This window comes from Pseudomonas sp. GW822-FHT06D10 (assembly GCF_058799535.1).
This window is the reverse complement of the sequence record NZ_JBXALN010000001.1, coordinates 832,735-858,161: the sequence shown is the minus strand read 5'-3', so window position 1 is coordinate 858,161 and position 25,427 is coordinate 832,735. Positions and strand designations below refer to the sequence as shown.

The 25,427-nt window shown below is 63.0% G+C and carries 28 protein-coding genes and 1 pseudogene; 19 read left to right on the top strand and 10 right to left on the bottom strand.

Going from position 1 to position 25,427, the window contains the following annotated elements; translation table 11 throughout:
• Positions 1-120: 120 nt before the first annotated feature.
• Positions 121-378 carry a DUF2790 domain-containing protein gene (locus AC1RL5_RS03785; RefSeq protein ID WP_072450286.1) on the top strand — a complete coding sequence of 86 codons (258 nt, stop codon included), beginning with the start codon at positions 121-123 and terminating at the stop codon, positions 376-378.
• Between the two features lie 124 nt (positions 379-502).
• Here the strand turns inward: AC1RL5_RS03785 and AC1RL5_RS03780 are convergent, their stop codons facing one another.
• Complete coding sequence (locus AC1RL5_RS03780) at positions 503-766, bottom strand: DUF1652 domain-containing protein (RefSeq protein ID WP_011061382.1); 264 nt, start codon at positions 764-766, stop codon at positions 503-505.
• Positions 767-1,283: 517 nt separating this feature from the next.
• Here AC1RL5_RS03780 and eco point away from each other — a divergent pair.
• Both eco and AC1RL5_RS03770 read left to right on the top strand, forming a co-directional pair.
• Positions 1,284-1,760, top strand: a complete 477-nt coding sequence (gene eco, locus AC1RL5_RS03775; protein ID WP_015635680.1) for a serine protease inhibitor ecotin — start codon at positions 1,284-1,286, stop codon at positions 1,758-1,760.
• Between the two features lie 27 nt (positions 1,761-1,787).
• A complete protein-coding gene (locus AC1RL5_RS03770; RefSeq protein WP_072450285.1) occupies positions 1,788-2,093 on the top strand; it encodes an NIPSNAP family protein in 306 nt (101 codons plus the stop codon).
• Positions 2,094-2,265: 172 nt separating this feature from the next.
• On the opposite strand, the gene ilvA is transcribed toward AC1RL5_RS03770, so the two are convergent.
• Positions 2,266-3,303 (bottom strand): threonine ammonia-lyase, biosynthetic, encoded by a 1,038-nt coding sequence (ilvA, locus tag AC1RL5_RS03765; protein WP_492588934.1) that lies wholly within the window; start codon positions 3,301-3,303, stop codon positions 2,266-2,268.
• 294 nt (positions 3,304-3,597) lie between these two features.
• Here ilvA and AC1RL5_RS03760 point away from each other — a divergent pair, with 294 nt between their 5' ends.
• Together AC1RL5_RS03760 and map are read left to right on the top strand one after the other, a co-directional pair.
• A complete protein-coding gene (locus tag AC1RL5_RS03760) occupies positions 3,598-3,798 on the top strand; it encodes a ParD-like family protein (RefSeq protein ID WP_011061386.1) in 201 nt (66 codons plus the stop codon).
• Positions 3,795-4,559, top strand: coding sequence for a type I methionyl aminopeptidase (map, locus tag AC1RL5_RS03755; RefSeq protein ID WP_011061387.1), 765 nt, complete (start codon positions 3,795-3,797; stop codon positions 4,557-4,559). The genes AC1RL5_RS03760 and map overlap by 4 nt, the downstream gene beginning before the upstream one ends.
• Before the next feature lie 6 nt (positions 4,560-4,565).
• Here map and AC1RL5_RS03750 read toward each other — a convergent pair whose 3' ends face one another.
• Positions 4,566-6,068, bottom strand: a complete 1,503-nt coding sequence (locus AC1RL5_RS03750; protein ID WP_177190958.1) for a RimK family ATP-grasp domain-containing protein — start codon at positions 6,066-6,068, stop codon at positions 4,566-4,568.
• A 177-nt stretch (positions 6,069-6,245) separates the two neighbouring features.
• Here AC1RL5_RS03750 and AC1RL5_RS03745 point away from each other — a divergent pair, with 177 nt between their 5' ends.
• Positions 6,246-7,352 carry a GNAT family N-acetyltransferase/peptidase C39 family protein gene (locus AC1RL5_RS03745; RefSeq protein WP_019093958.1) on the top strand — a complete coding sequence of 369 codons (1,107 nt, stop codon included), beginning with the start codon at positions 6,246-6,248 and terminating at the stop codon, positions 7,350-7,352.
• A gap of 71 nt (positions 7,353-7,423) precedes the next feature.
• Here AC1RL5_RS03745 and AC1RL5_RS03740 read toward each other — a convergent pair whose 3' ends face one another.
• The 3 genes from AC1RL5_RS03740 to lpxO form a co-directional block, all read right to left on the bottom strand.
• A complete protein-coding gene (locus AC1RL5_RS03740; RefSeq protein WP_492588935.1) occupies positions 7,424-8,575 on the bottom strand; it encodes a PQQ-dependent sugar dehydrogenase in 1,152 nt (383 codons plus the stop codon).
• 77 nt (positions 8,576-8,652) lie between these two features.
• Positions 8,653-9,021, bottom strand: a complete 369-nt coding sequence (locus AC1RL5_RS03735; protein WP_072450283.1) for a hypothetical protein — start codon at positions 9,019-9,021, stop codon at positions 8,653-8,655.
• A 222-nt stretch (positions 9,022-9,243) separates the two neighbouring features.
• Positions 9,244-10,143, bottom strand: coding sequence for a lipid A hydroxylase LpxO (gene lpxO, locus AC1RL5_RS03730; protein WP_011061392.1), 900 nt, complete (start codon positions 10,141-10,143; stop codon positions 9,244-9,246).
• A gap of 359 nt (positions 10,144-10,502) precedes the next feature.
• Here lpxO and AC1RL5_RS03725 point away from each other — a divergent pair, with 359 nt between their 5' ends.
• From AC1RL5_RS03725 to AC1RL5_RS03715, 3 genes are all read left to right on the top strand, one after another.
• Positions 10,503-11,237, top strand: coding sequence for an alpha/beta fold hydrolase (locus AC1RL5_RS03725; protein ID WP_145712004.1), 735 nt, complete (start codon positions 10,503-10,505; stop codon positions 11,235-11,237).
• A gap of 249 nt (positions 11,238-11,486) precedes the next feature.
• The gene (locus AC1RL5_RS03720) at positions 11,487-13,073 is read left to right on the top strand and encodes an ABC-F family ATPase (protein WP_011061394.1); all 1,587 of its coding nucleotides are present in this window, start codon (positions 11,487-11,489) and stop codon (positions 13,071-13,073) included.
• A gap of 331 nt (positions 13,074-13,404) precedes the next feature.
• Positions 13,405-14,592 carry an MFS transporter gene (locus AC1RL5_RS03715; protein WP_072450281.1) on the top strand — a complete coding sequence of 396 codons (1,188 nt, stop codon included), beginning with the start codon at positions 13,405-13,407 and terminating at the stop codon, positions 14,590-14,592.
• Between the two features lies 1 nt (position 14,593).
• On the opposite strand, the gene AC1RL5_RS03710 is transcribed toward AC1RL5_RS03715, so the two are convergent.
• Together AC1RL5_RS03710 and AC1RL5_RS03705 are read right to left on the bottom strand one after the other, a co-directional pair.
• Positions 14,594-15,631, bottom strand: a complete 1,038-nt coding sequence (locus AC1RL5_RS03710; RefSeq protein ID WP_011061396.1) for an alpha/beta hydrolase family protein — start codon at positions 15,629-15,631, stop codon at positions 14,594-14,596.
• Positions 15,632-15,885: 254 nt separating this feature from the next.
• Positions 15,886-16,497: an FMN-dependent NADH-azoreductase gene (locus AC1RL5_RS03705; RefSeq protein ID WP_103408182.1), complete on the bottom strand. Its 612-nt coding sequence runs from the start codon at positions 16,495-16,497 to the stop codon at positions 15,886-15,888.
• 133 nt (positions 16,498-16,630) lie between these two features.
• On the opposite strand from AC1RL5_RS03705, the gene AC1RL5_RS03700 reads away from it, so the two are divergent.
• Positions 16,631-17,539 carry a LysR substrate-binding domain-containing protein gene (locus AC1RL5_RS03700; RefSeq protein WP_072450279.1) on the top strand — a complete coding sequence of 303 codons (909 nt, stop codon included), beginning with the start codon at positions 16,631-16,633 and terminating at the stop codon, positions 17,537-17,539.
• Between the two features lie 11 nt (positions 17,540-17,550).
• Positions 17,551-17,895 carry an MmcQ/YjbR family DNA-binding protein gene (locus AC1RL5_RS03695; protein ID WP_169891849.1) on the top strand — a complete coding sequence of 115 codons (345 nt, stop codon included), beginning with the start codon at positions 17,551-17,553 and terminating at the stop codon, positions 17,893-17,895.
• Here the strand turns inward: AC1RL5_RS03695 and AC1RL5_RS03690 are convergent.
• A complete protein-coding gene (locus AC1RL5_RS03690; protein ID WP_065364105.1) occupies positions 17,892-18,314 on the bottom strand; it encodes a DUF1294 domain-containing protein in 423 nt (140 codons plus the stop codon). The genes AC1RL5_RS03695 and AC1RL5_RS03690 overlap by 4 nt on opposite strands.
• On the bottom strand, positions 18,311-19,141 hold the full coding sequence (locus AC1RL5_RS03685) for an undecaprenyl-diphosphate phosphatase (RefSeq protein ID WP_011061401.1): 831 nt from the start codon (positions 19,139-19,141) through the stop codon (positions 18,311-18,313). Before AC1RL5_RS03685 ends, AC1RL5_RS03690 begins: the two co-directional genes overlap by 4 nt.
• A 261-nt stretch (positions 19,142-19,402) precedes the next feature.
• On the opposite strand from AC1RL5_RS03685, the pseudogene AC1RL5_RS03680 reads away from it, so the two are divergent.
• From AC1RL5_RS03680 to fapD, 8 genes and pseudogenes are all read left to right on the top strand, one after another.
• Positions 19,403-20,212 (top strand): annotated as a pseudogene (locus AC1RL5_RS03680) (cache domain-containing protein); the annotation flags it as partial.
• A 21-nt stretch (positions 20,213-20,233) separates the two neighbouring features.
• Positions 20,234-21,070: a methyl-accepting chemotaxis protein gene (locus AC1RL5_RS03675; RefSeq protein WP_492628926.1), complete on the top strand. Its 837-nt coding sequence runs from the start codon at positions 20,234-20,236 to the stop codon at positions 21,068-21,070.
• 89 nt (positions 21,071-21,159) lie between these two features.
• Positions 21,160-21,723: a nicotinamide riboside transporter PnuC gene (gene pnuC / locus AC1RL5_RS03670; RefSeq protein ID WP_072450278.1), complete on the top strand. Its 564-nt coding sequence runs from the start codon at positions 21,160-21,162 to the stop codon at positions 21,721-21,723.
• Positions 21,720-22,244: an AAA family ATPase gene (locus AC1RL5_RS03665; protein ID WP_041752268.1), complete on the top strand. Its 525-nt coding sequence runs from the start codon at positions 21,720-21,722 to the stop codon at positions 22,242-22,244. Before pnuC ends, AC1RL5_RS03665 begins: the two co-directional genes overlap by 4 nt.
• A 328-nt stretch (positions 22,245-22,572) precedes the next feature.
• Positions 22,573-23,019 (top strand): functional amyloid chaperone FapA, encoded by a 447-nt coding sequence (gene fapA, locus AC1RL5_RS03660; protein ID WP_072450276.1) that lies wholly within the window; start codon positions 22,573-22,575, stop codon positions 23,017-23,019.
• A 1-nt stretch (position 23,020) separates the two neighbouring features.
• Positions 23,021-23,599: a fibril amyloid subunit FapB gene (gene fapB, locus AC1RL5_RS03655; protein WP_015635693.1), complete on the top strand. Its 579-nt coding sequence runs from the start codon at positions 23,021-23,023 to the stop codon at positions 23,597-23,599.
• A gap of 63 nt (positions 23,600-23,662) precedes the next feature.
• Positions 23,663-24,655: an amyloid-like fimbrin subunit FapC gene (gene fapC / locus AC1RL5_RS03650; RefSeq protein WP_072450275.1), complete on the top strand. Its 993-nt coding sequence runs from the start codon at positions 23,663-23,665 to the stop codon at positions 24,653-24,655.
• 64 nt (positions 24,656-24,719) lie between these two features.
• Entirely contained in the window at positions 24,720-25,400 is a 681-nt protein-coding gene (gene fapD / locus AC1RL5_RS03645) for a fibril amyloid maturation endopeptidase FapD (protein ID WP_041118296.1), read from the top strand.
• The last annotated feature ends 27 nt before the right edge of the window (positions 25,401-25,427 follow it).

Sequence of the window (25,427 nt, the reverse complement as noted above, 5' to 3'; positions counted from 1 at the left end):
TAATCCGACAGGCTAAAAGTGTCATTGACCGCGCTAGCTCAGAACAATCTGAAGCGCTGCGCGGCAAGTTCTAACGCCTGATTGGCGCGGAACTGACGTAGCCTGCATCGGAGAATTGCCATGAACCTGCGTATCGGTTTGACTGCCACCGCCCTGCTGTTGAGTGCCCTCAGTGGCCTGGCCCAGGCAGACAGCACCACCGCCGTGCCCTACCACTATGGAATGCCGCTGCATGTGGGCAAAGTGATCTCGATGACCGAACCTGCGACCCAGGAGTGCAAAGTGATCACCGCCGACATGAAGTTCATCGACAACCAGGGCAAGCCCGAGGAAATCACCTACAGAAAGATGTCGGATGCGTGCATCACCGATAATTGAGGCTGTGCAACACACTCACACGGGGCCGCGCTGCGGCCCCTCATCACGCCCGGTGCCGATCGGCAAGCCGGGTTTCGCGGCGGCCTGGCGGCCCCCCTGTTGAATTCCCTACTCCCGAAGGCGCCTAGAATGCACGCCGCAGAGGGGCAACCTGGCGAGGGTTGTGCGCCAGGTCGTAGCGCAATTCGGCAATCAGCTCGTTGATTTCCCGACAGCCGTTGAGCTGCGAGGCGTCGATGCCGGTAACCACCAGGTCGACCCGGTCGGTTTGATGGTCGCCGAAGACCTTCACGGTCATCGACAGGTCGGGGCTTAGGGTGCATTGGCAGCGTTTGGGCAGAAAGCTGCTTTCAATGATATTGCGCAGTTCAAGGGCAGATAGAAACATGGCGACTCTCTCCTTTGTTCGAGACGGCCAATCAATAGGCAAACAACCTGACAACAATGACGTCCGTGTTCGGTAGTGATCCGGGCCCGGTCTTGATCCTTGCAGACGGAGCCAAGCTACAGACTAAGCCGCTTTCCCGAGGCTGCTAAATTCGATTTCGCTCTGAGCACCGGGGTTTTTCGCTTGGTTGGCTGCCAGCCCATACCGGCCGCCGGCCTATCCCTCCATTTGCGTGCAACTGGTCTTGTTTCAAGGTTTTGCTCAATCGCGGACCTGATTGATAAGGCAGCAGGAAACGTGCCTGGCCGGCAGCGCCACAGGGCCCTGCGAAATCGGCACGCGGCGTACGAGCAGCCGTGCAAAGTGCAAGAAAGCAGGCAGTTGGCCTTGCAAAATGCCCTGCTACCCAGGACGTTTGCATTGCGCCTCGGGCGCCGGTCAGAATGCCCGGGCCGGACTTTCCCCAAGGCGCCCACTCAAACGGGTGTATCGCGCTTTCAATCAGCCAGGAGGCTTCATGCGTCTGCTCCCCCTTGCCAGCGTCACCCTGCTTTCGGCTCTCTGCGCCCAGGCCTTTGCCGCCAAGCTCGAAGACACCGCACCCTACCCCAAGGCCGAAGACGGCTTCACCCGCCAGGTCATCCACCTGCCCAAGCAACAGCACGAAGACCGCTACAAGGTCGAGATCCTCGCCGGCAAGACCCTCACCGTGGACTGCAACCTGCAACGCCTGGGCGGCAAACTGCTAGAGAAGAACCTCGAAGGCTGGGGTTATCCCTACTACCGCCTGGACCAGGTCAGCGGCCCGATAAGTACGCGGATGGCCTGCCCCGACGGCAAGACCCGCGAGGATTTCGTCCCGGTGACCGGTGACGGCTTCGTCTTGCGCTACAACAGCAAGCTGCCGATCGTGATCTACGCGCCCAAGGACGTGGAAGTGCGCTACCGCCTGTGGAGCGCCGCGGACAAGACAGAAAACGCCCGCCAGGAATAAGCCATCCCCCCAGCCGGAGTGCCTCCCTTGATTACCTGCCATGTCAAATACGTGATCGACCCCTACCAACTGGCCGAGTTCGAAGCCTACTCCAAGGCCTGGATCGCGGTGGTGAAGCGGCTGGGCGGCACCCACCACGGCTATTTCCTGCCCTCCGAAGGTGCCAGCAATATCGCCTACTGCCTGTTCAGCTTTCCTTCCCTGGCGGACTACGAAGCCTACCGCCAGAGCGCCCTCAATGACCCGGAAAGCGTGGCCCTGGTAGCGGCGGTGGTGCAAAAGCGCTTCATCCTCAGCTACGAACGCAGCTTCATGCGCCCTCTGCTGTCGTAGGAGCCGGCTTGCCGGTGAAGCTTGCATCGCTGCGCAGGGCGCCTTCGCTGGCAAGCCAGCTCCTACAGCAGGCAGGTACACCGTGCACGCCCTCGTAGGAGCCGGTTTGCCGACGAATGGGCCCTGGAGGTCTGCATCGCTGCGCAGGGCGCCTTCGCTGGCAGGTCTGTTCCTACAAGGCGGCGTTGCTCAGGGCGGCGCGTTCGGCGACGTGGCGCAGGCTGTCAAAGTTGATGTTGGCCCCCGAGTCGATCGCCACCAGGGTCTGGCCGCGGACGCCGCTTTGCGCCACGTATTGCTTGATGCCCGCCACCGCCAGGGCGCCCGAGGGCTCGGTGATGGAGCGGGTATCGTCGTAGATGTCCTTGATCGCCGCACACAACTGGTCGTTGCTGACGCTGATCACTTGATCCACGTGATGCCGGCAGATCTGGAAACCATGCTCACCGATCTGCGCCACCGCAACACCGTCGGCAAAGGTTCCCACTTCAGGCAGCACCACCCGCTGCCCTGCCGCCAGGGCCTGTTGCAGACAGTTGGAATGTTCGGACTCGACACCAACGATGCGGATCTGTGGCCGTAGGTATTTGACATAGGCGGCGATCCCGGCGATCAGCCCGCCACCGCCGACCGGAACGAAGATCGCGTCCAGTTCGCCCTGCTGCTGGCGCAGGATCTCCATGGCCACGGTGCCTTGCCCGGCAATCACATAGGGATCATCAAAGGGTGAAACAAAGGTACTGCCGGTGCGTTGGGCCAGATCCAGGGCATGCTCCAGGGCGAAGGGAAAGCTCTGGCCATGCAGGATCGCCTCGGCGCCGCGGCTGCGCACCCCCAGCACCTTGAGTTCCGGGGTGCTGGCGGGCATCACGATGCTTGCCTTGATCCCCAGTTCCCGCGCCGCCAGCGCCACGCCCTGGGCATGATTGCCGGCGGACGCGGTGACCACTCCGCGCAGCTTCTGCTCCGGGGTAAGGTGCGCCAGGCGGTTGTAGGCGCCACGGATCTTGAAGGAAAAGGTCGGTTGCAGGTCTTCGCGCTTGAGCAGGATCTGATTGCCCAGCCGCTCGGACAGCGCCGGCGCCGCCTGCAACGGCGTACGGATCGCCAGGTCGTAGACCGGCGCCGCAAGAATCATCTTCACGTAGCGCTCCAGCAACGCCATGTCGGCACTGGGCTGGGGGGTGGCAGAACGGCTGGGGCGACTCATGGTGGATCTCCTGGCTGTGTACGAAGCCCGGGAGACAGAGAGAAAAAACCCGCCTCCAGGGCGGGTTGGGTGCAGTCGTCAGCAAGCCCGCCAATAAGGAATGGCGGTAATAATGCTTGGCTGGGAACGATATGCAGGGAAAGTCATGGGCTGGAAATTACTCGCGCCAGCAGGGTCCGGTCAACGCTTTTTTCCCGGCCTCCTTGAACGGCGACGTCTGCCATTGGGCACCGTGGCTTGAAGCCAAATATACGAAACATATATGATTCGTATATTTCCTCAAGGGAGGCCCCCATGGGCATCGTCAAGATCTCCGATGAACTGCACGAGCAGATCCGCGTGGCCAGCGCCGCCATGGACCGCTCGATCAACGCCCAGGCCGAGTTCTGGATGAAGATCGGCCTGCTGGCCGAACTCAACCCTCACCTGGCCTACAACGACCTGATCAACAAGCTGTTGCTGAACAAGCCCGACCTGCTCAGGGGGCGCGCATGACCCAGGCCCTGATCAAGACCCCGGAACAACTGGCGCTGATGCGCGAAGCCGGACGGCTGCTGGCCCAGGTGTTCACCTATCTCGACGGTTTTGTCGCCCCCGGCCTGTCCACCCTGGAGCTGGACGCCGCGGTGGAACACCTGATCCGCCATGAACTCAAGGCGCGCCCGGCCAGCAAGGGCCAGTACAACTACCCCTACTGCATCAACACCTCGATCAACGAGGTGGTGTGCCACGGCATGCCCCACCCCAAGGCCGTGCTCAAGGACGGTGACATCATCAATATCGACATCACCCTGGAGAAGAACGGCTACATCGCCGACTCCAGCAAGATGTACCTGATCGGCACTGTCGGGCCCAAGGCCCGGCGCCTGGTGGACACCACCTTCGAGGCCATGTGGGCGGCGATCAAGGTGGTGCGCCCCGGCGCCCGGCTGGGCGATATCGGCCATGCCATCCAGGCCCATGCCGAAGCCAAGGGCTACAGCGTGGTCCGTGAATACTGCGGCCATGGCATCGGCCGGCAGATGCACGAAGAGCCGCAAATCCTCCACTTCGGTCGCCCCGGTACCGGCCTGGAGCTGCGCGAGGGCATGGTCTTCACCATCGAGCCGATGCTCAACCAGGGCAGCGCCCGGGTCCGCGGGCTCAAGGATGGCTGGACCGTGGTCACCCGCGACAACGGCCTCTCGGCCCAGTGGGAACACACGGTGGCGGTGACCCGGGACGGCTTCGAGGTGCTGACCCTGCAACCGCAATGAAGGCCCCTACCAGGCCTGGCCGCGCCGCTTGAGCTCCAGGCGGCGGACAAACTCCTCCAGCACCAGGGCATAGAGATCGTCCTGCAGGTAGGCATCCTCGATGCCGGCGTCGAGGTTGGGGTTGTCGTTGACCTCAATCACCACCACCTTGTCGCCGGACTGCTTGAGATCGACGCCGTACAGGCCGTCGCCGATCAGGTTGGCGGTCTTCACCGCCAGATCCACCACCGCCCGGGGCGCTTCGTGGATCGCCAGGGTGCGGCACTCGCCGTTGATGTCCTGGCCCTTGGCCTTGTGGTTGTAGATCTGCCAATGGCCCTTGGACATGAAGTACTGGCAGGCAAAGATCGGCTTGCGGTTGAGCACGCCGATGCGCCAGTCGTACTCGGTGTAAAAGAACTCCTGGGCCAGCAGCAGTACCGAGTGCTCGAACAGCTCGGCAGTGGCTTCCATCAAGGCCTGCTGGCTCTCGACCTTGATCACTCCGCGGGAAAAACAGCCGTCGGGGATCTTCAGCACCAGGGGAAAACCCAGGCGCTCGCCGACCCGTTCGAAATCCTGCGGTCGCTCCTTGTAGAGAATCTCGGTGGCGGGCATGCCCAGCTGATGGCCCTTGAGCAGGTCGCTGAGGTAGACCTTGTTGGTGCAGCGCAGGATCGACGCCGGGTCGTCCATCACCACCAGCCCTTCGCTCTCGGCCTTCTTGGCAAAACGGTAGGTGTGGTTGTCGACGCTGGTGGTCTCGCGGATCAGCAGCGCGTCATATTCGGCCAGCCGCGAATAGTCCTTCTTCTCGATCAGTTCCACATCGATGCCCAGGCCCTTGCCCACGCGAATGAAACTCTCCAGCGCCCGAGGGTTGGAAGGCGGCAGCAGTTCCTGGGGATCATGGAGAATGGCCAAGTCATAACGGGCCACTTGCCGGGAGCGCGGAACCCGCCAGACCTTGCGGCTGAAACTGTCCAGGGAGTTGGCGAACTGATCTTCCTGGTCTTCGCGCAACTTATGCAGCGCCCCCGACTTTACGCCTTCGATGTGCCAACTGTTAGTTCGCTTGAAATCAACTAACAGAATCGGACAAGGGAAGAGTTCAAACAATTGCCGAGCCAATTCCTGCAAGGGCTCTATATGAGTTCGACCGAAGTAAAGGGTCAGCGTAAAGCCTTCGGTATCGCGGTAAAGATGATTGCTCAGGGCCTTTTCCAGGCTCTTGTCGAGATCATCCAGGGCCAACCCGTAAAGCGCCTTGCGGGTCAGTTCGCTGATGGTGCGAACCGAGGGAATCACCCGGTGGCCGCGGGCTTCAGCCAATAGCGAGCAATAGTAGCCATGCCCCAGGTACTTGTAGCTGCGGCACAGGTTGATCACCTGGACGCGCTTGCCGGGCGCGCTTTCGCGGCTGTGCTCGAGGTACTCCTGGGCCGTGAGGATGTCGTCGCTGGGAAAGTACGAGGCCCAGTCTTCCTTGCGTTCGACAATAATGATTACCTGGCTTGAGGCTTTGTCCATCCGGGCAATATTAGTTGAGGAAGTGATTGTCGCCGGCAAACTTTGCCCGGATACTTCTCGCCAATGACCTTGTACCGCTGACATAAAGTTCGCTCTCGCTGAAGAACCTGACCCTTTCTATTAAGCACGAACTTTTTTTGAAGTCTCGTTTCATTACGCAACTTTTACGGCGGTCATATGGATCTTGTCTTTCGCACTGCAACCCTCGAGGACTTGCCGGCGCTGGTGGCGCTGGAGGAGCAATGTTTCACCAGCGACCGGCTGACCCCGCGCAGCTTCCAGTGGATGATCAGCCGCGCCCATGGGCAGCTGCTGGTGGCCGAACAGCAGGCGCAGGTGCTGGGGTATGCCCTGGTGCTGTTCCATCGCGGCACCTCCCTGGCGCGCCTGTATTCCCTGGCCATCGCCGAAAGCGCCCGGGGCCTGGGGCTGGGCAAGCGCCTGCTGCAACGCATGGAGGCCTGTGCCCTGGCCCATGACTGCGCCTACCTGCGCCTGGAGGTGCGCACCGACAACCCTGCGGCCATCGCCTTGTACGAGCGCAACGGCTACCGGCGTTTCGCCCTGGTCCCCGACTATTACCAGGACCACGCCGACGCCCTGCGCCTGGAAAAACGCATCCTCCAGCACCGCGAGACCCGCAGCATCCGCGTGCCCTATTACCAACAGACCACCGACTTCACCTGCGGCCCCGCCTGCCTGCTGATGGCCATGGGCGCCCTGCAACCTTCACGGCCCCTGGAGCGTCGGGAGGAACTGCAGATCTGGCGTGAAGCCACCACCGTCTTCATGACCTCGGGCCATGGTGGCTGCAGCCCCCAGGGCCTGGCCCTGGCGGCCTGGCGCCGCGGTTTTGCCGTGCGCTTGCAGGTCAACAGCAGCGGGCCGCTGTTTCTCAACGGCGTGCGCGACGAACATAAAAAGGACGTCATGCGCCTGGTCCACGATGAGTTCTGCAAGGAACTGGATGCCAGCGAAGTGCAGCAGGTGCTCGGCGGGCCGCTGGACCTGCCCGGCCTGTTGCGTGAAGGCGGCCAGCCCCTGGTGCTGATCAGCAGCTATCGCCTGACCCGCTCCAAGGCGCCGCACTGGGTGATAGTCACCGACTGCGACCAGGACTTCGTCTACCTCCACGACCCGGATGTCGACCACAGCCAGCACCGCCAGCCCCTGGACTGCCAGCACCTGCCGGTGAGTCACGGCGAGTTCGCCAAGATGTGCAGTTTCGGCAGCAGCAAACTGCGCGCCGCGGTGATCCTCTTCCCCCCGCGCGCCCACCCGTAGGAGCCGGCTTGCCGGTGAAGAGGCCCGCAGCCTTGCGCGGCCCCTGTCGACGCCTGCAAGGGAGCCCGGGGCTATTGCAGGCCGACTTTGTACAGCGTGCCCTGGTCCTCGTCGGTGAGGATGTAGAGGTAGCCGTCCGGGCCCTGGCGCACATCACGAATACGCGCCTTGAGCCCGCCCAGCAGGCGTTCCTCGTGCTCGACCCGATCACCGTTGAACTGCAGCCGGATCAACTCCTGGCTGGCCAGGGCGCCAATGAACACGTTGTGCTGCCAGGGCTTGAAGCGGTCGCTGTCATAGAAGGCCATGCCGCTGATGCCGGGGGACTTCTCCCACACATGGTGCGGCGCCACGGTGCCGGGCGCGGTCTGGCCCGCGGCCTCGGGGATCGGCTGGCCGGAATAGTTGATGCCGTGGGTCGCCAGCGGCCAGCCGTAGTTCTTGCCGCGCTCGATGATATTGATCTCGTCGCCACCCTTGGGCCCGTGTTCGTTCTCCCAGAGGGTGCCGCTCCAGGGGTTGAGCGCCGCCCCCTGGGGGTTGCGGTGGCCGTAGCTCCAGATCTCCGGGCGCACCCCGGCCTGGCCGACGAAAGGGTTGTCATCCGGCACCCGACCATCCGGGTACAGGCGCACGATCTTGCCCTGGAGCTTGTCCAGGTCCTGGGCGGTGGGCCGGTCGTTGTTTTCACCCAGGGTCACGAACAGGTAGCCGTCGCGGTCGAACACCAGCCGCGACCCGAAGTGATTGCCCGTGGACAGCTTGGGTTCCTGCCGGAAGATCACCTGGAAATCCTTGAGCCCGCTCAGGTCATCGCTCAAACGGCCACGGCCCACGGCGGTGCCGGCAGTCCCGCCCTCGCCGCCACCTTCGGCATAGGACAGATACACCATGCGATCCTGCTTGAAGTCCGGCGACAGCGCCACATCCAGCAAGCCGCCCTGGCCCTTGGCCCAGACCTTGGGTACCCCGCTCAGGGGCGCCGAAAGCTTGCCGTCCGCGCCGACCAGCCGCAGGTTGCCCGGGCGCTCGGTCACCAGAATGCCCTGGCGGTCCGGCAGGAATGCCAGGGCCCAGGGATGGTCAAGGCCGGCGGCCACCAGAGTCAGGCTCAGCGTGCCCTGCTCACTGGGAAAAGCCTGGGGTGTGGCGGCCATGGCGGGCACGGCACTGCCCAGCAAGACGCTGGAGCACAAGGTGGCGATAAGGGTTTTACGCAACATGCTCGCTTCCTTTTGTCGATCGAGAAAATCCTCGGTAGCAGGTTTCGCACCTGCCGCCAGGGTGGCAGGACAGTGCTTCAGCGCCGGTTGCCGGGATCGCTGTCGCGGGGGCTTTGCACCCGGGGATCAGGGTTGGGTCGTTGCACCGCGCCACGCGGGTAGCCATTGCCGATGCCACCGTTCTCAAGGGTTGGCGGGCGACCGGTCGGAGCGGTGCTGGGGCCGCGCACGGGCGGACTGCTGGGCTGGGTGCCCTGCATGCTGTTGGGGTTGGCGCGACGGATGGGGTTGCTGTAGCGGTCGTTGTTGCCGCTGCTGGGCAGGTTCTGCGCCAATTGCAGGGGGAGTTGATGGGTGGGAGGTGCTTCAGGGGCGCCAGCCCAGGCGGCGCCGCTGGTCAAAACCAGCGCGATGAGTGCGGCAAACCCGCGAGCCAGACCGTTCATGAAAAGCCTCCTGAGGAGCGACAAGGTATCGAATTCGATTCCACGCTACGCCCAGGGTTCGGCTTTGTTAACTAAATAATCCTTCAGAACATGTAACACCCGGTATCCACCGTGCCTTCATCTGCAAGCGCTGGCTGGCCTGCGAACGGGCCCTTTGGCCATGCCTCTGGCTCGAGGATGCGTTCGCCGGCAAGCCCGCTCCTACACCGCGGGGGTGCAACGTCAGATGTAGATGAACAGCAACAGCAGTGCAGCGAAGATCGCCCACTTTTCCAGGTAGTAGCGCGTGCGGTTGCGCTTTTTCAGTTCTTTGCCCCGCAGGCGGATCTTGTACAGCTTGTTGAAGGCACGGTTCAGGCCACCGGTCTTGTCACCGGCATCGTTGGGCGCGCCGGCGGCGGACATCACGGTACGGCTGAACCAGCCATTGAACGCGGCGGCCCAGCGGTACTTCATCGGCCGCTCGACATCGCAGAACAGAATGATGCGGTTCTGCTCGGTGGTGTTTTCCGCGTAGTGGATGTAGGTCTCGTCGAACATCACCGCTTCGCCGTCGCGCCAGTGATAACGCTCACCGTCGACCTCGATGAAGCAGCCTTCGTTGTTCGGCGTGGAAAGACCCAGGTGGTAGCGATAGGAACCGGCATAAGGGTCGCGGTGACGAACCAGGCGCGAACCTGGCGGCAGCTCGGCGAACATCGCAGCCTTGATCGAACCGATGCTCTGCACCAGCTCGGTGGTGCGTGGGCACAGCTTCATCGCCGAAGGGTGGCTGTCGCCGTACCACTTCAGGTAGAAGCGTTTCCAGCCGGTCTTGAAGAAGGAGTTGAAACCCACATCGTTGTACTGGTCCGAGCGCTTGATCTCGCCGGCCTGCAGCAGGCTCTGGCCTTCGGCACGGATCTCTTCCCAGTGTTCCTGCAGCTTGTTCATCTCCGGGAAGTCGGCCGGGTCCAGGTACGGCCGGTTGGGGTACTTGGAGAACAGATAGAGGAAGCAGTTGATGGGCGCCAGGAAGGTCGAGTGATCGCTGAGCTGGCGGCCCAGTTTATGGCGCACGCGCCCCCGCAGGTGTACGTACGCAATGGATAAAACGTATACAGCGGCAATGATGAGTTTCACGGAAATCGTCACACGTCAGAAGAGAACATGCTGCGCCTCTGAAAGCCCGGAAGGCCAAAGGCAAATTGCAGCGTCTGAGTTGAAAAAAGCGTAACCGGCGACGCTCTTCGTCGCAGGTTCGACCCTCGGCATCTGGCCGTCGGCTGGCATTTTAGCCACAGTTTGTAACCAATGGTTAACTCATATTTGTTAAAAGCTGCGCTCCTTTCGTTGAAAGATGCGGGTATTGCGCCGGCTGTTGATTGAGCTCAACAAAAGCCGCTCGGTGCCGGTAGCGACCCGCAAGCGACTGTGTTGCCGGGCCTTGTCGAGGTATCCTGCGCGCCGCTGCCCTCTCCTCTTCGGCAAGGATTCCCGACTTGATCGACCCCAATCTCCCACCAACCCTGGTGCTGCTGCCGGGCATGGATGGCACCGGCACCCTGTTCGAACCGCTGCTCCAGGCCCTGGACCAGCATTGGCCGGTACAGGTCTTGCATTATCCCGGCGATCAGCCCCTGGGCTACCCGGCCCTGGTGGAGCGGGTGACGGCGCAACTGCCGACGAACCGGCGATTCATCCTGTTGGGCGAGTCCTTTTCCGGCCCAGTGGCGGTGAGCGTGGCCGCCCGCAATCCCGAAGGGCTGATGGGCCTGGTGCTGTGCAGCAGCTTTGTACGCAATCCGCGCCCGCGCCTTGCGCCTTTGCAGCCCCTGCTCAAGGTTCTGCCGGTGCAGCGCCTGCCGTTCTGGCCCATGGATGCCCTGCTGCTGGGCGGCTTTTCCACCCCGGCACTGCGTCAGGCACTGGCGGCGGCGATCGCCCAGGTGGCGCCGCAGGTACTGCAGGCCCGGTTGCAGGCGGTGATCGCCGTGGATGTACGCCAGGCCCTGGCTGCCAGCCGGGTGCCGCTGCTGTACCTGCGGGCCCGCCAGGATCGCTTGGTGCCCCCATCGGCTTCGGCCCTGGTCCGGCAGCTGCGCAGCGACGCCCGGCTGGTGGAGATCGAGGCGCCCCACTGCCTGCTCCAGGCCGCACCGGCCGCGGCAGCGGCGCAATTGCAGCACTTCCTGAACGACCTGCTGGAAGCGGCTGCCATGCCCGGCAGGGGTTGAGCATCGGCTGCCCACGCTAAAATCCCTGCCCCTGTGTCATACAACTGCTCGTTTACATATGCGACAATGCGCACAAATTTCAACATGCACCCCGCACTCTTCGCTCAGCAACCTGGCCTCTTGGCCGGAATGTTGCGCTCGACGTACGCCCGCTGGCTCAGTTCCACACCCATACCGGTCCGACCTGGAAGGCTCCAGATCGCGCCCTGTGGATTTAAGGTCGGCGCTAAAACATTGGTAGGTAAGTAATTGATCTCCACAGCTAACATCACCATGCAGTTCGGCGCCAAGCCGCTGTTCGAGAACGTTTCGGTCAAGTTCAACGGCGGCAACCGCTACGGCCTGATCGGCGCCAACGGTTGCGGCAAGTCGACCTTCATGAAAATCCTCGGTGGCGACCTCGAGCCGTCCGGCGGCCAGGTCATGCTGGAACCGAACGTGCGCCTGGGCAAGCTGCGCCAGGACCAGTTCGCCTACGAAGAATTCACCGTGATCGACACCGTGATCATGGGCCACGAGGAGCTGTGGAAGGTCAAGGCCGAGCGCGATCGCATCTACTCGCTGCCGGAAATGACCGAAGAAGACGGCATGGCCGTGGCCGAGCTGGAAACCGAATTCGCCGAGATGGACGGCTACACCGCCGAGTCCCGCGCCGGTGAGCTGCTGCTGGGCCTGGGCATTCCCCTGGAACAGCATTTCGGCCCGATGACCGAAGTCGCGCCAGGCTGGAAACTGCGAGTTCTGCTGGCCCAGGCGCTGTTCTCCGATCCGGAAGTGCTGCTGCTGGACGAACCGACCAACCACCTGGACATCAACACCATCCGCTGGCTGGAAAACATCCTCACGGCGCGTAACAGCACCATGATCATCATTTCCCACGACCGGCACTTCCTCAACAGTGTCTGCACCCACATGGCCGACCTGGACTACGGCGAGCTGCGCCTGTTCCCGGGCAACTACGACGAATACATGATCGCCGCGACCCAGTCCCGCGAGCAGCTGCTGTCGGACAACGCCAAGAAGAAAGCCCAGATCGCCGAGCTGCAGACCTTCGTCAGCCGCTTCTCGGCCAACGCCTCGAAAGCCAAGCAGGCCACGTCCCGGGCCAAGCAGATCGACAAGATCCAGCTGGCCGAAGTCAAGCCGTCGAGCCGCGTCAGCCCGTTCATCCGCTTCGAACAGACCAAGAAACTGCACCGCCAGGCGGTGACCCTGGAGCGCATGTCCAAGGGTTTCGACGGCAAGACCCTGTTCCAGAACTTCAGCTTCACCGTCGAAGCCGGCGAGCGCGTAGCGATCATCGGCCCCAACGGCATCGGCAAGACTACTCTGCTGCGCACCCTGGTGGGCGAGCTGACCCCGGACGCCGGCACAGTGAAGTGGACCGAAAGCGCGGAGCTGGGCTACTACGCCCAGGACCACGCCCATGACTTCGAAGACGACGTCAGCCTGTTCGACTGGATGGGCCAGTGGACCCAGGGCGAACAGATGATCCGCGGCACCCTGGGCCGGATGCTGTTCTCCAACGACGAGATCCTCAAGTCGGTGAAGGTGATTTCCGGTGGTGAGCAAGGCCGCATGCTGTTCGGCAAGTTGATCCTGCAAAAGCCCAACGTGCTGGTGATGGACGAACCGACCAACCACCTGGACATGGAATCCATCGAGGCGCTGAACCTGGCCCTGGAGAACTACCCGGGCACCCTGATCTTCGTCAGCCACGACCGTGAGTTCGTATCGTCCCTGGCCACCCGCATCATCGAGTTGAGCCCAAGCGGCGTGACCGACTTCAGCGGCACCTACGACGACTACCTGCGCAGCCAGGGCGTGATGTTCTAAAGACAGCGGCAAGCGGTAAGCGACAACAAAAAAGCCCCGTCCAGTGTGACGGGGCTTTTTTGTATGCCCCCTCGCTCGCAGGTGCCGGCTTGCCGACGAAAAGGCCCGCCAGCCTTGCATCGCCCAGCGGGTGCCTTCGCTGGCAAGCCAGTTCCTGCACGAACCCACAGGCCTCTGTAGGAGCCGGCTTGCCGGCGAACAGGCCCGCAAGACTTGTACCGCTTCTGCCAGCGCCTACCGGGTGCGGGGAATAGATAGTTAGCCTGCTTTCTTTTATGTTCACGGCACGCGATGATGCAGGCCTCTAACCGCCGCCCGCGAACGAGCCTTCATGCCCGAGCCACAAACGCCCGCTCAAAGCTCCATGGCGATCACCCTGCAGATCGTCTCCATCGTCTTCTATACCTTTATCGCCTTCCTTTGCATCGGCCTGCCGATCGCGGTGTTGCCGGGTTATGTCCACGAACAGCTGGGCTTCAGCGCGGTGGTCGCCGGGCTGACCATTGGCGCGCAATACCTGGCCACCCTGCTCAGCCGGCCCATGGCCGGGAGAATGTCGGACACCGTGGGCACCAAGCGTTCGATCATCTACGGCTTGCTGGGGATTCTGCTCAGCGGGGTGCTGACCCTGGTTTCGGTGCTGCTCGTCCAGTGGCCACTGCTGAGTCTCGCCGTGCTGCTGGGCGGGCGCCTGCTGCTGGGGGTGGCCCAGGGCCTGATCGGGGTCGGCACCATCAGTTGGTGCATGGGCCAGGTCGGCGCGGAGCACACCGCGCGCTCTATTTCCTGGAACGGCATTGCCTCCTACGGCGCTATCGCCATTGGTGCTCCGTTGGGGGTGCTGATGGTCCAGCAATACGGTTTCGTCAGCCTCGGCATCGCCTTGTCGATCCTGGCAATCCTGGCGTTGCTGCTGATCCGCAACAAACCCTCGGTGCCGGTGATTCGCGGCGAGCGCCTGCCGTTCTGGGCCGTGTTCGGGCGCATTGCGCCCTTTGGCGCCAGCCTGAGCCTGGCCTCCATCGGCTACGGCACCCTGACCACCTTCATCACCTTGTTCTACCTCAGCCGCGGCTGGACCGGCGCGGCCTATTGCCTGACGGTGTTCGGCGTGTGCTTTATCTTTTCGCGGCTGCTGTTCATCTCCTGCATCAGCCGTTTCGGCGGCTTTCGTTCGGCCATCGCCTGCATGTGCGTCGAAACCCTGGGCCTGGCCCTGCTGTGGCTGGCGCCCTCCACCGGCTGGGCCCTGGTGGGGGCCGGGTTGACCGGCTTCGGCCTGTCGCTGGTGTACCCGGCCCTGGGAGTGGAGGCCATCAAGCAAGTGCCCAACAGCAGCCGTGGCGCAGGTTTGAGCGCCTATGCGGTGTTTTTCGACCTGGCACTGGCCATCGCCGGGCCGTTGATGGGCGCGGTGGCGTTGAACCTGGGGTATTCGTGGATTTTCTTCTGCGCCGCCCTGCTCTCGCTGACCGGCCTGGGCCTGACCCTGATGCTCAAGCGCCGGGCCGGCGCCTGAGTCATTGATCGGCGGTCTGCATCCCGGCCCGGCTTGGCCGGCCCAGGGTATGGGCGAAGAAGTTGCCGGCTTCGAGAATCAGGTTGCGGTGGATGTCTTCACGGTCGACGCCGTCGGCATCGGTGCACAGCGCGGGCATCGCGGCCATCTGCTGCGCGGAACAAGGCGCCATGAACACGAAATGCCCGGCGCCGGCCAGCAGCTTGAAGTCCGGGGCCACCGGCAGTTTGCGCGCCAGGGCCGCGGCGTTCTTGTCCAGCGCCACCAACTGGTCGCCATCACCACTGTAGAGCAGCACCGGCACATGCACCCCGGCCAGGGTCTGGCGGCCGAACTTGAGGCTCAGGGGGGCCAGCAGCATCAAGGCATGCACCCGGGGGTCGGCCACCGGTTGCAGGTCGTCGCGGTCGACGATCAGTTCGCCCTGGGTGTTGCAGGCATCCCGATCATTGGGGCGCTCCTGGCAGTAGCGCCGCAAGCGGTCCAGGTCCGGCGTGGCGCCGGAGAGAATCAACGCGGTCTCGCCACCGGCGGAATAGCCGATCACCCCCACCTGGTCGGCATTGACGAAGGGCGACAGCATCGGGTCGCCGAGGGTTGCGGTGATGGCTTCGGAAATCTGGATCGGCCGCCCGTACAGATTGCTCAGGGTACCCAGACGGCTGTGGTCCTTGGAGTTGTCGCCGGGGTGAATCACCGCCACCACGACAAAGCCCTTGCGTGCCAGAGAGGTGGCCAGGTCATGCAGGGCCAGGGGGGTGCCGGTGTTACCGTGGGACAGCATCAGCATCGGGAAGCGGCCGATGGCGATCTTGGCATCCCGCGAGGCAGCGATCTGATAGCCCTCAAGCTGGCTGCCGTGCTCGATACCGGTAGACGGGTAGAAGGCGATGGCGCGCATCGGTTGCCGGTCCAGAGGGTCGAGAAAACTCATCTCGTGAAAGCCCACGCTCCAGTGCGGATGCGGCCCAGGGGCGGCCTGCACCGAAAGCAGGCTGCTGAGCAGGCAGATCAGTAACATTGCACAAAGACGTTTCATCGCACGCCCACCTTTGCCGCCGGATCGAGAAAGCCGTTCTCCCCTGCCATCCCTTGCCGCCAAGGCCTTGCAGCTGTACCACGCCGTAGCCAGGGATGCACAAGCCGGGAGCCTTGCTCCGTGTGCTGCATAACCCGGGCCAGAAACCCTGAACACCACAATAAAAAAACTCCGCACCCTGCCCACTTCATGCGGTGAGCAGAATACAGAGTTTAGTGGCCCTTGCCGTGCAGCAAAGGCTCTTTACACAAGCCTTACGCGGCAGCGAAGAGTTGCTGGCTGATCTGCGCCTGGGCGTCACTCATGGCTTTGCTGCGTACTTCCTCGCCGTAGGCCAGGCCATGGGCGCGAACGAATTCGACATCGGTGATGCCGAAGAAGCCGAACAGCACTTTCAGGTAGTCCTCGTGGGCCACCCCAGTGGCCTGGCCCACGTGCAGGCCGCCGGAAGTGGACACCACAATCACTTTCTTGCCGCCGCACAGGCCTTGCGGGCCGGCTTCGGTGTAGCGGAAGGTCTCGCCAGCCACGGCGATGCGGTCGATCCAGGCCTTGAGTTGGGTGGGAATGGTGAAGTTGTACATCGGCGCGGCGACTACCACGGTGTCGGCGGCCTTGAATTCGGCCAGGGCCTGAGTGCTGAGCTGGGCCTCATGCTTCTGCGCGGCGTCACGCAGCTCCGCGGCGGTACCGGCAGCCACCAGGGTGGCGGCGGAGAAGTGGCTGATGGCGTCATTGGCCAGGTCGCGGTAGGTCACCACGGTGGCTGGATGAGCGGCTTTCCAGGCCTCGACCACACTGTGGCTGAGCTGACGGGAGGCCGAGTTGTCACCAAGAATGCTGGAATCGATATGCAAGAGTTTCATCTGGGATCTCCAAGTGAGGACCGCCACTGGGCGATCGGATGTGGGCAATCCTACAGATGAAACCAATAGCTGATTAGCCGGCATAAATGCGATAGTTCGTCCCATAAGCAGGACAATCGAGCGAAAAATCATCATGCAAGACCTCAACGACCTCTATTACTTCGCCAAGGTGGTGGAAGCCGGTGGCTTCGCCGCCGCCGGACGCCTGCTGGGCATTCCCAAATCGCGGCTGTCACGGCGTATCGCCGAGCTTGAAGAACGCCTCAACGCCCGGCTGCTGCAACGCACCACCCGGCAGCTGAGCCTGACTGCCGTGGGCGAGCGTTACCTGCGCCACTGCCAGGCCATGCTGCTGGAAGCGGAGATGGCCGACGAAGCCGTGGCCAGCATGGCCAGCGAACCCCGCGGGCGCCTGCGGGTGTCGAGCCCGGTGGGCCTGGCCCACGAACTGCTGACACCGCTGGTCAGCAGCTTTCTGGAGAAGTACCCCCAGGTGCAGCTGGAAATGCTCCTGCTCAACCGCCGTGTCGACCTGATCAACGAGGGTGTGGACGTCGCCCTGCGGGTGCGCGAGCTGGGCGACGAAGACCCGCTGCTGGTGACCCGGCGCCTGCGTCGGGCCCAGACGGCGATCGTGGCGACCCCAGACTTCCTCCGGCAATTCCCGGTGGAGCATCCGGAAGACCTGCGGCGCGTGCCGATTCTCGGTGCCCTGGAGGCCGACCGCCTGGTGCACCTGCGCCTGCTGGACCAGCAAGGACAGGCCTGCGACCTGGCCCTGGAGGCACGCCTGGGCATCGACGACTTCATCGTGCGCCGTGCCTGTGCCCTCGCTGGCCAGGGCTGCACTGTGCTGCCCATGCTGTATTGCGAGGAGGAACTGGCCAGCGGCCAGTTGGTGCAGATGCTGCCGCAATGGTCATTGCCCGGCGGCTGGCTGCAGGCCGTGTATCCTCACCGCCGGGGTGTGATGCCGGCCGTGCGCGCCTGGATCGAGCACCTGAGTGAATCCTTCGAACGCTGCGGAGAACGACTGCTGTGACAGCCCGAACCTTGAATGAAGAGCAAGTGGCGCAATTCTGCCTGGGCCTGCCGGGTGCGCGGGAAGACTACAAGTGGGGCGGTGTGCGGGTGTTCTCGATTGCCGGCAACAAGATGTTCGCCGTGCAGCACCTGCGGGGCGACTCGCTGGCCTTCAAGGTCGATCAGGAGCTGTTTCTCGGCCATGTCGACCGCCCGGGCATTGCCCCGGCGCCCTACCTGGCCCGGGCGCACTGGATCATCATGAACACCCCCTACCCCCTGGGCGCCTCGGAGCTCGAGGCGCTGCTGCAGCGCTCTCACCAGTTGGTGGTGAGCAAGCTGCCCAAGCGGGTTCAGGTGGGTTTGCTGCTCTAGAACAGGCTCAGCAGGCTGCTTTCCAGGAACAGCCGGTCGATCCAGAACACCTGGTGCAAGGCCACGATCAGCCAGAACACCAACTGGTAGGAGACCTTGCGGGTCTTGTGGCGCAACAGCTGCTGGGCCAGCAAGGCCCCGGGCCAGCCACCGGCCAGTTCCAGGGCATGCAGGACGTTCTCCGGAGTGCGCCGGCCCTCGGCCTGGGCCCGGCGCTTGTCGTGCCAGTAGACCAGGAAGGCCAGCAGGCTGACCGCGCCATAGGCGATCAGGGGAATGAGCGAAATCCCTTTCCACCACAGCGACAGCGAACCGAACAGCGGCAACCCGCACAGTAGTACGAACGCCAGCAGCTTGGCCCGGGGATGCTGGAGCCGCGCAGCACTGGCCGAGGGCGCCGGGCGCCGGGCCGTACTCATGGCTTGGCCGCCGTCCAGTCGACCCAGCCGAACTGCCAGGTCGCCAGGATCAACAGGCCGAAGGCAATGCGATACCAGGCGAAGGCCGCGTAGCTGTGGCTGGCGATGAACTTCAGCAGGCCCTTGACCGCGATCATGGCGAAGACAAAGGCGGTGACGAAGCCGATGGCGAACACCGGGAAGTCATCGGGCTGGAACAGATGGCGGTACTTGTAGCCTGAATACACCGCGGCGCCGACCATGGTGGGCATGGCCAGGAAGAACGAAAACTCGGTGGCGGTCTTGCGCGAAAGGCCGAACAGCAGGCCGCCGATGATGGTGGAGCCCGAGCGCGAGGTGCCCGGGATCATCGCCAGGCACTGGGCGCAGCCGACCTTGAGCGCGTCCTTCCAGGTGATGTCGTCCACTGTCTCGGCATGCACCTGGTGCTGCCGGCGCTCGGCCCACAGCATGATGAGGCCGCCGACCACCAGGGCCGTGGCCACGGTAATGGGGTTGAACAGGTAGGCATGGATCAGGTCGGCGAAGATCACCCCCAGCACCACCGCCGGCAGGAAGGCGATCAACAGGTTGATCGTGAAGCGCTGGGCCTTGGGCTGGGTCGGCAGGCCGATCACTACATCGAGGATCTTGCGGCGAAACTCCCAGACAACCGCAAGGATCGCCCCCAACTGGATAATGATGTTGAAGGCCATCGCCCGCTCGCCGCCAAAGTCGAGCAAGTCGGCCACAATGATCTGGTGCCCGGTGCTGCTGATGGGTAAAAACTCGGTCAGGCCTTCGACAATCCCGAGTATCAATGCCTGTGCGGCGGTCCAAAGATCCATCAATTCCCCCATGAGGCGATGCTCGTGGCATGCCTCTTTTTAATTGGTCAAAGCATTTGCTGCGTCGAGCGTAGCCGAGAAACCGGCGCTCGTAAGATCAACACAAGCCCATGAAAATTATGTGAAAAGTTCAGAAAGGTTCAGGCTTTCGGCAAAGGCGCCGAAATCCTAACAGACAGGCGCAAAACACGCCGCGATGTTATTGGACTTCCGTAGGGTTGGCGTTGGAAGGCCAGCGTGCTTGGATGCTCCGGGCCTTTTATGACAAGAACAAGAATCTGGAGTGACCGGATGATGAATAGCTTACGCAAGATGTCCATCAGTCAGCGCCTGTGGCTGATCCTGATCGTGGCGGTGCTGACCCTGGTGACCCTGGGCGTGATGATGCTCAAGCAGATTCATGGGGACCTGTACCTGGCCAAGGCGCAGAAGACCCAGCACGTGGTGCAGACCGCCGCCGGCGTGCTGAATTACTACCAGGGCCTGGAAGCCGCCGGCAGCCTGACCCGCGACCAGGCGCAGAAGCAGGCGCTGCAGGTGATTCGCGGGCTGCGCTACAACCAGAATGACTACTTCTGGATCAACGACCTGACGCCGGTGATGATCATGCACCCGGCCAACCCCAAGCTCGACGGACAGAACCTGGCCGCGGTCAAGGACCCGGACGGTTTCGAGGTGTTCAACGAGATGGTGACCCTGGCCAAGGCCAAGGGCGGCGGCATGGTGGACTACCGCTGGCCCAAGCCCGGCGCCGAGCAACCGGTCCAGAAGACCTCCTACATCCAGCTGTTCCAGCCCTGGGGCTGGATCATCGGCTCCGGAGTCTATATCGACGACCTGCAGGACGAGTTCTACGCCCAGGTACTGCGCGCCTCCTCCATCGGCCTGGTGATTGCCCTGCTGATGGCCGCCCTGGTGGTGCTGATCGTGCGCAGCATTGTCAGCCCGCTGCGCGAAACGGTGCACGCCATGGCCAACATCGCCAGCGGCGAAAGCGACCTGACCCGCAGCCTCGACACCCACGGTCAGGACGAGGTCACCGAACTGGCCCGACACTTCAACGGCTTTACCGCCAAGTTGCGCGGTGTGGTGATGCAACTGCAATCCAGCGCCGCAGCCCTGGAACAGTCCTCCAGCGAACTGGGTAGCAACGCCAACGACGCCCAGGAGCGCAGCCAGCAGCAATCCCAGCAGATGGAACAGGTGGCGGCCGCCATCAGCCAGGTCACCAGCGCAGTCCAGGATGTGGCGCGCAACGCCGAGCACGCCGCCACCGAGGTGCGCGAGGCCGAGGCCCAGGCCCAGCAGGGCCAGGTCAACATCGACGGCAGCTTGCAGCAGATCGACCAGCTTTCGGTGACCATCGACCAGGCGGTGGAAGTGATCCGCACCCTGGCGGCGGAAAGCACCCAGATCGGCACGGTGCTGGAGGTGATCCGCTCGATTGCCGAACAGACCAACCTGCTGGCCCTGAACGCTGCCATCGAGGCGGCCCGGGCTGGGGAGCAAGGGCGCGGCTTTGCCGTAGTGGCCGACGAAGTGCGCCTGCTGGCCCAGCGTACCCAGCAGTCCACCGCGGAAATCCAGGGCATGATCGAGCGCCTGCAAAACCACTCCGAAGCGGCGGTCAAGGTCATTGGCGATAGCAGCCGAGCCTCGCAACTGACCATCGAGCAGGCCGGGCTGGCGGGTGCCAGCCTCAACGCCATCGGCCAGGCACTGCGCAACCTCAACGGCCTGAACGCGACGATTGCCAGCGCCACCCTGGAACAGGCCCATGTGGTGGAAGACATCAACCACAACGTCGGCCAGGCAGCCGGCCTGTCCCAGGGCACGGCCCTGGCGGCCCAGCACTCCAGCGCCGCCAGCCGCCACCTCAAGGACCTGTCGGAGCAGCTCAACGGCCTGTTGCGCCAGTTCCGCGTCTGACCCCTCGCTGAACCCAAGGCCCCGGACTGACGCCCGGGGCCGACTCTGGGTACAATCGCCCCCCTCCTCCATTTCCCCAAGGAACCGCCATGTCCGGGCTTGAACTGTTTGCCGCCGCCCTCGGCGTGATCGCCGTCTGGCTGACGGTCAAACAGAACCCCTGGTGCTGGCCCATCGGCCTGGTCATGGTGCTGCTGTACAGTTGGATCTTCTACGAGGTCAAGCTCTATTCAGACATGCTTCTGCAAGTGGTCTACGCGGTGCTGCAGCTCTATGGCTGGTGGCAGTGGACCCGGGGCGGCGAACAGCACCAGGGGCGGCCGGTCAGCCAGTTGCAGTCCAGCGGACTGCTACAGGGGCTGGCCCTGGGCACAATGGGCAGCCTGCTGCTGGGGGCTGCCATGGCCCACTGGACCGACGCCGCGCAGCCCTGGCTGGACGCCGCCTTGACCGCCTTCAGCCTGGTGGCGCAGTGGTGGATGGCGCAGAAGCGCGTGCAATGCTGGCCGCTGTGGATTGCCGTGGACGTGATTTTCGTCGGGCTGTTCGTCTACAAGGAGCTCTACCTGACGGCGGCGCTGTATGCCCTGTTCACCCTGCTGGCCGTCCAGGGCTGGCGAGCCTGGCGCGCCGACCCGGCCCTGCAGTCGTGAAGGTCCTGGTACTGACCGGCCCCGAGTCCAGCGGCAAGAGCTGGCTGGCGAGCGAGCTGCAAGCCCACTTCGGTGGCATCCAGGTGGGCGAATACGTGCGCCACTTCATCGAGCAGCAGGGCCGCGACACCTGCCTGGCGGACATTCCCGAGATCGCCCGGGGCCAGCTCGCCTGGGAAGATCAGGCCCGCGCCCAGCAACCTGGACTGCTGATTCTCGATACCCACCTGTTAAGCAACCAACTCTGGAGCCAGACCCTGTTCGGCGACTGCCCGCCGTGGCTGGAACCCCAACTGCTGGCCCGCCACTACGACCTGCACCTACTGCTGTCGCCGGAAGATGTGGCCTGGAGCGACGACGGCCAGCGCTGCCAGCCACAACTGGCAGAACGCCTGGCGTTCTTCGAGGCTACCCGCCATTGGCTGGAGCAACACCGCCAGCCGTACCGCATCATTGGCGGCGACTGGCAAGCCCGCCGGCAACAGGCCTTCGAGCAGGTCCGGCAACTGCTGCAAGCGTGATCGGTGCAGTGCCGCAGGGCCACAAGTGTCCATCCCTGAAACACCTGCCTGGCCATCAGGCCGCCATTTTCCGCGGTGGCGCCCACGGCCGGGCAAACTGTTAAGCCCCTGATACACCCCCGCAGCAACCCCTGTTCCAGAGCGTTGCCCCGGTTATGGCCAATGGCCGTCGGGGTTAGGTGTCTCATCCCTGAAACAGTCCCGAAAACCGACGCCCCGCAGCGTTCGCAAGCCCTTGAATCTTAAAAGGAAACAAAAAGCGGCACGGCTTCTGCTCTCTTCCTCGCAACGCCGGCTAGGGCCAGCACTGAGAAGAAGGAATACCGCCGTGGGGACGCTGAATAAAAGTTTCACCCGCCTACTGCTGATCGGCTGCGCCGTCAGCGCGGTGTACAGCCTTCCGGTGATGGCTGCGGGGAATGGCGAAATCATCATCCAGCGCACCGTCCAGGCGCAGCCCATCGGCCGCGCACCTTTGCAAAAAGATCCCAACCCCATCGCGGTCAACACCAACCCGTCGGTCCTGGTCAATCAGATGACCAGTAATGAAATGAGCGATGGCGACTTTGCCGGAATCAAGACCGGAGCGCTGGTCCGCGGCACGGTGCTGTCCGGCAGCGCCGGTGTACCCGGCATGAATGTGCTGACCAACAACAACGGCCTGCCCGGCATGTCCGCCGGCCATGGCGGCGGTGCGGGCGCCAGCATCTCCAACTCGATCAACCGCAGCATCAGCTCCGGCATGGCTCCCTTGAGCAACATTGGAGGGCAATAACATGAGTCGCTCCCTGCTGTTCCTCGCCTTGCTGACCTGCACCGGGGCCATGGCCGACTCGGCCAGCCCGGTCACCGATACCTCGAACATCCAGAACTCCGGCGCAGGCTATACCGGCAACTTCAACGTCAACCAGGCCGCCGGCGACCAGCAGCAACAGACCAACGTACGGGCCATTGCCATCGGCACCAACGCCACGGCAACCACCAGCGTGACCCAGAAGATCACCACCGCCGCCAGCCGCGCGGTCAACGCCAGCAGCACCATCGGCGGAAACTCTTTCAGCAACGGCAACGGCGCACTGGGCGTTAACCAGTCGGCCGGGGCCAACAACCAGATGGCCAATGCCCTGCGGATCAGCATCAGTGCCAATCCGCAAAGCATTGACGACAGCGCCCTGTCGCAACAGAACGTGGCGCTGTTACCAGACTCAGGAGCAACTGGCACTCAACAAGGCAGCCGCCAGGTCGTTACCAGCGACCAGGCCTTCACCGGCAGCCGTGGAGTGATTCAGGTGAACCAGAGTGCCGGGGTGGGGAACCGAATGGCTAACACCCTGAGCATCCGGGTCGCAGATTGACCCCTCGTAGTGCAATTAGAAAGTACCAACACTTAACCAACTAATAAGCACCGGAGAAACACCATGAAACCTACAATGGCTCTCAAACCACTGGTTTTCGCACTGGCCGCCGTCATGGCAATGGCTGCTCAGGCAGGTGGTAACGATCATGGTAACAACGGCGGTCATGGCAACGGCCATGGCGATCACGATCAAGGTCCGGACCTCAGCACTCTGCTGCAAATCACCGCTGGAGCCGGTGCCGCAGTCATCGACGTGCAGAACAGCAACACCAACGTAGTGAAAAACCAGGGCACCAACAACAACGCCAAGGCCGACAACTCCCTGAACAACTCCAACGGCAACATGGGTGCCAACGTCGCCGCCGGCGACGGCAACCAACAAGACAATGCCGCTGCCCTGGCAACCGCTGACGAAAGCTTCATCTTCGGCAGTGCCGTGGCCGCTTCCAGCGCCACCCAGGTCAACAACAACAACTACGTGAAAAACTCCTCGACTCAGAACAACGCCGTGCTCAACAACTCCGGCAACAACGGTTCCGGCAACATCGGCATCAACGTGACCGCTGGCGACTTCAACCAACAGAAAAACAACCTGGCCATCGCCGTTTCCGGTGGCCGCGTAGCCACTGCCGCCGCTTCGGCCAACCAGCAATCGACCAACCTGGTCGTAGACAACAAAGGTGTCCAGGCCTACAAAAAAGACACCCTCACTGGCGGCTTCGTAGCCTCTGGCACCTACAAAGGCACCGGCAGCGGCAAAATCGAAGGTGGCGACGATCATGGCAGCGGCCATGGCTATGGCGACAACAAAGGCCACGGCAACGACGATCAGAAATTCACCTTCAAAGAACAAGGCACTATCGAACTGGCTGGCTACTGGACCCAGCAAGTGCTGACCAAAGACGGCTGGAAAAACCCAGTGGTCAACAACGCCAGCATGACCGGCTCGATGAACGGCTTCTCCGGCAACGGCGGCGCCAACGTCTCGGCCGGTGTGGGCAACCAACAAAGCAACTCGCTGTCCATCGCCGCTGGCTGCAAAGCCTGCATGTAATCGCGATCGTAACGAAAGCCCCGGAAACGGGGCTTTTCCACAGTCCGACCAAGGCGTAACGATCATGCGTACTGCGATCCTCTCTCTCCTGCTGTGCCTCTGCGCCCCCGTCCAGGCCGCACAGATGGCGGTGGCCGGCCTGCCCGGTGGCAACCTGATCTTCAAACAGGTGCAGAGCGTGCGCGAGCGCAAGTTCAGCGACATCGTCGAGCAGAAAACCGACTTCAGCTGCGGCGCTGCCGCGCTGGCGACCATTCTGCGCCAGGCCTACTGGCTCGATGTCGATGAAGAGCACGTCATCAAGGGCATGCTGGTGAACTCGGACCAGAACCTGGTGCGTACCCAGGGGTTCTCCATGCTCGACATGAAGCGCTACGTGGAAAGCATCGGCATGCGCGCCCGGGGCTACCGGATTCCGCCAGACAAGCTCGAGGCGGTGACCATCCCGGTGGTGGTACTGATGGAGATTCGCGGCTACAAGCACTTCGTGGTGATGCAGCGGGCGCAGAAAGGCTGGGTCTATATCGGTGATCCGGTGCTGGGCCACAAGCGCTACACCCATGATGACTTCGTCAAAGGCTGGAACGGTATCGTGTTCGCCATCATCGGCCCTGGCTACGACAAGGCCAACGCCTTGCTCGACCCGCCAGCCCCACTGACCGCGAAGAACAAGCTCGATAACTTCTACCCGGTCAGGGACGCGGACTTGATGGACTTCGGTTTCATCCAGAGCGACTTCTTCTAGAAGCGCAAACACTATAAAGGGGCAGGA

Bases quoted from the DNA above. Each gene is read 5' to 3' on its own strand.
- AC1RL5_RS03715 (WP_072450281.1), top strand. From the start codon at position 13,405: ATGCCCGAGCCACAAACGCCCGCTCAAAGCTCCATGGCGATCACCCTG.
- AC1RL5_RS03745 (WP_019093958.1), top strand. From the start codon at position 6,246: ATGGATCTTGTCTTTCGCACTGCAACCCTCGAGGACTTGCCGGCGCTG.
- AC1RL5_RS03705 (WP_103408182.1), bottom strand. From the start codon at position 16,497: ATGAAACTCTTGCATATCGATTCCAGCATTCTTGGTGACAACTCGGCC.
- fapD (WP_041118296.1), top strand. From the start codon at position 24,720: ATGCGTACTGCGATCCTCTCTCTCCTGCTGTGCCTCTGCGCCCCCGTC.
- AC1RL5_RS03735 (WP_072450283.1), bottom strand. From the start codon at position 9,021: ATGAACGGTCTGGCTCGCGGGTTTGCCGCACTCATCGCGCTGGTTTTG.
- AC1RL5_RS03675 (WP_492628926.1), top strand. From the start codon at position 20,234: ATGCAACTGCAATCCAGCGCCGCAGCCCTGGAACAGTCCTCCAGCGAA.
- map (WP_011061387.1), top strand. From the start codon at position 3,795: ATGACCCAGGCCCTGATCAAGACCCCGGAACAACTGGCGCTGATGCGC.
- AC1RL5_RS03685 (WP_011061401.1), bottom strand. From the start codon at position 19,141: ATGGATCTTTGGACCGCCGCACAGGCATTGATACTCGGGATTGTCGAA.
- AC1RL5_RS03760 (WP_011061386.1), top strand. From the start codon at position 3,598: ATGGGCATCGTCAAGATCTCCGATGAACTGCACGAGCAGATCCGCGTG.
- AC1RL5_RS03740 (WP_492588935.1), bottom strand. From the start codon at position 8,575: ATGTTGCGTAAAACCCTTATCGCCACCTTGTGCTCCAGCGTCTTGCTG.
- pnuC (WP_072450278.1), top strand. From the start codon at position 21,160: ATGTCCGGGCTTGAACTGTTTGCCGCCGCCCTCGGCGTGATCGCCGTC.
- AC1RL5_RS03780 (WP_011061382.1), bottom strand. From the start codon at position 766: ATGTTTCTATCTGCCCTTGAACTGCGCAATATCATTGAAAGCAGCTTT.
- eco (WP_015635680.1), top strand. From the start codon at position 1,284: ATGCGTCTGCTCCCCCTTGCCAGCGTCACCCTGCTTTCGGCTCTCTGC.
- AC1RL5_RS03785 (WP_072450286.1), top strand. From the start codon at position 121: ATGAACCTGCGTATCGGTTTGACTGCCACCGCCCTGCTGTTGAGTGCC.
- AC1RL5_RS03700 (WP_072450279.1), top strand. From the start codon at position 16,631: ATGCAAGACCTCAACGACCTCTATTACTTCGCCAAGGTGGTGGAAGCC.
- AC1RL5_RS03690 (WP_065364105.1), bottom strand. From the start codon at position 18,314: ATGAGTACGGCCCGGCGCCCGGCGCCCTCGGCCAGTGCTGCGCGGCTC.
- AC1RL5_RS03750 (WP_177190958.1), bottom strand. From the start codon at position 6,068: ATGGACAAAGCCTCAAGCCAGGTAATCATTATTGTCGAACGCAAGGAA.
- fapC (WP_072450275.1), top strand. From the start codon at position 23,663: ATGAAACCTACAATGGCTCTCAAACCACTGGTTTTCGCACTGGCCGCC.
- ilvA (WP_492588934.1), bottom strand. From the start codon at position 3,303: ATGAGTCGCCCCAGCCGTTCTGCCACCCCCCAGCCCAGTGCCGACATG.
- AC1RL5_RS03710 (WP_011061396.1), bottom strand. From the start codon at position 15,631: ATGAAACGTCTTTGTGCAATGTTACTGATCTGCCTGCTCAGCAGCCTG.
- fapB (WP_015635693.1), top strand. From the start codon at position 23,021: ATGAGTCGCTCCCTGCTGTTCCTCGCCTTGCTGACCTGCACCGGGGCC.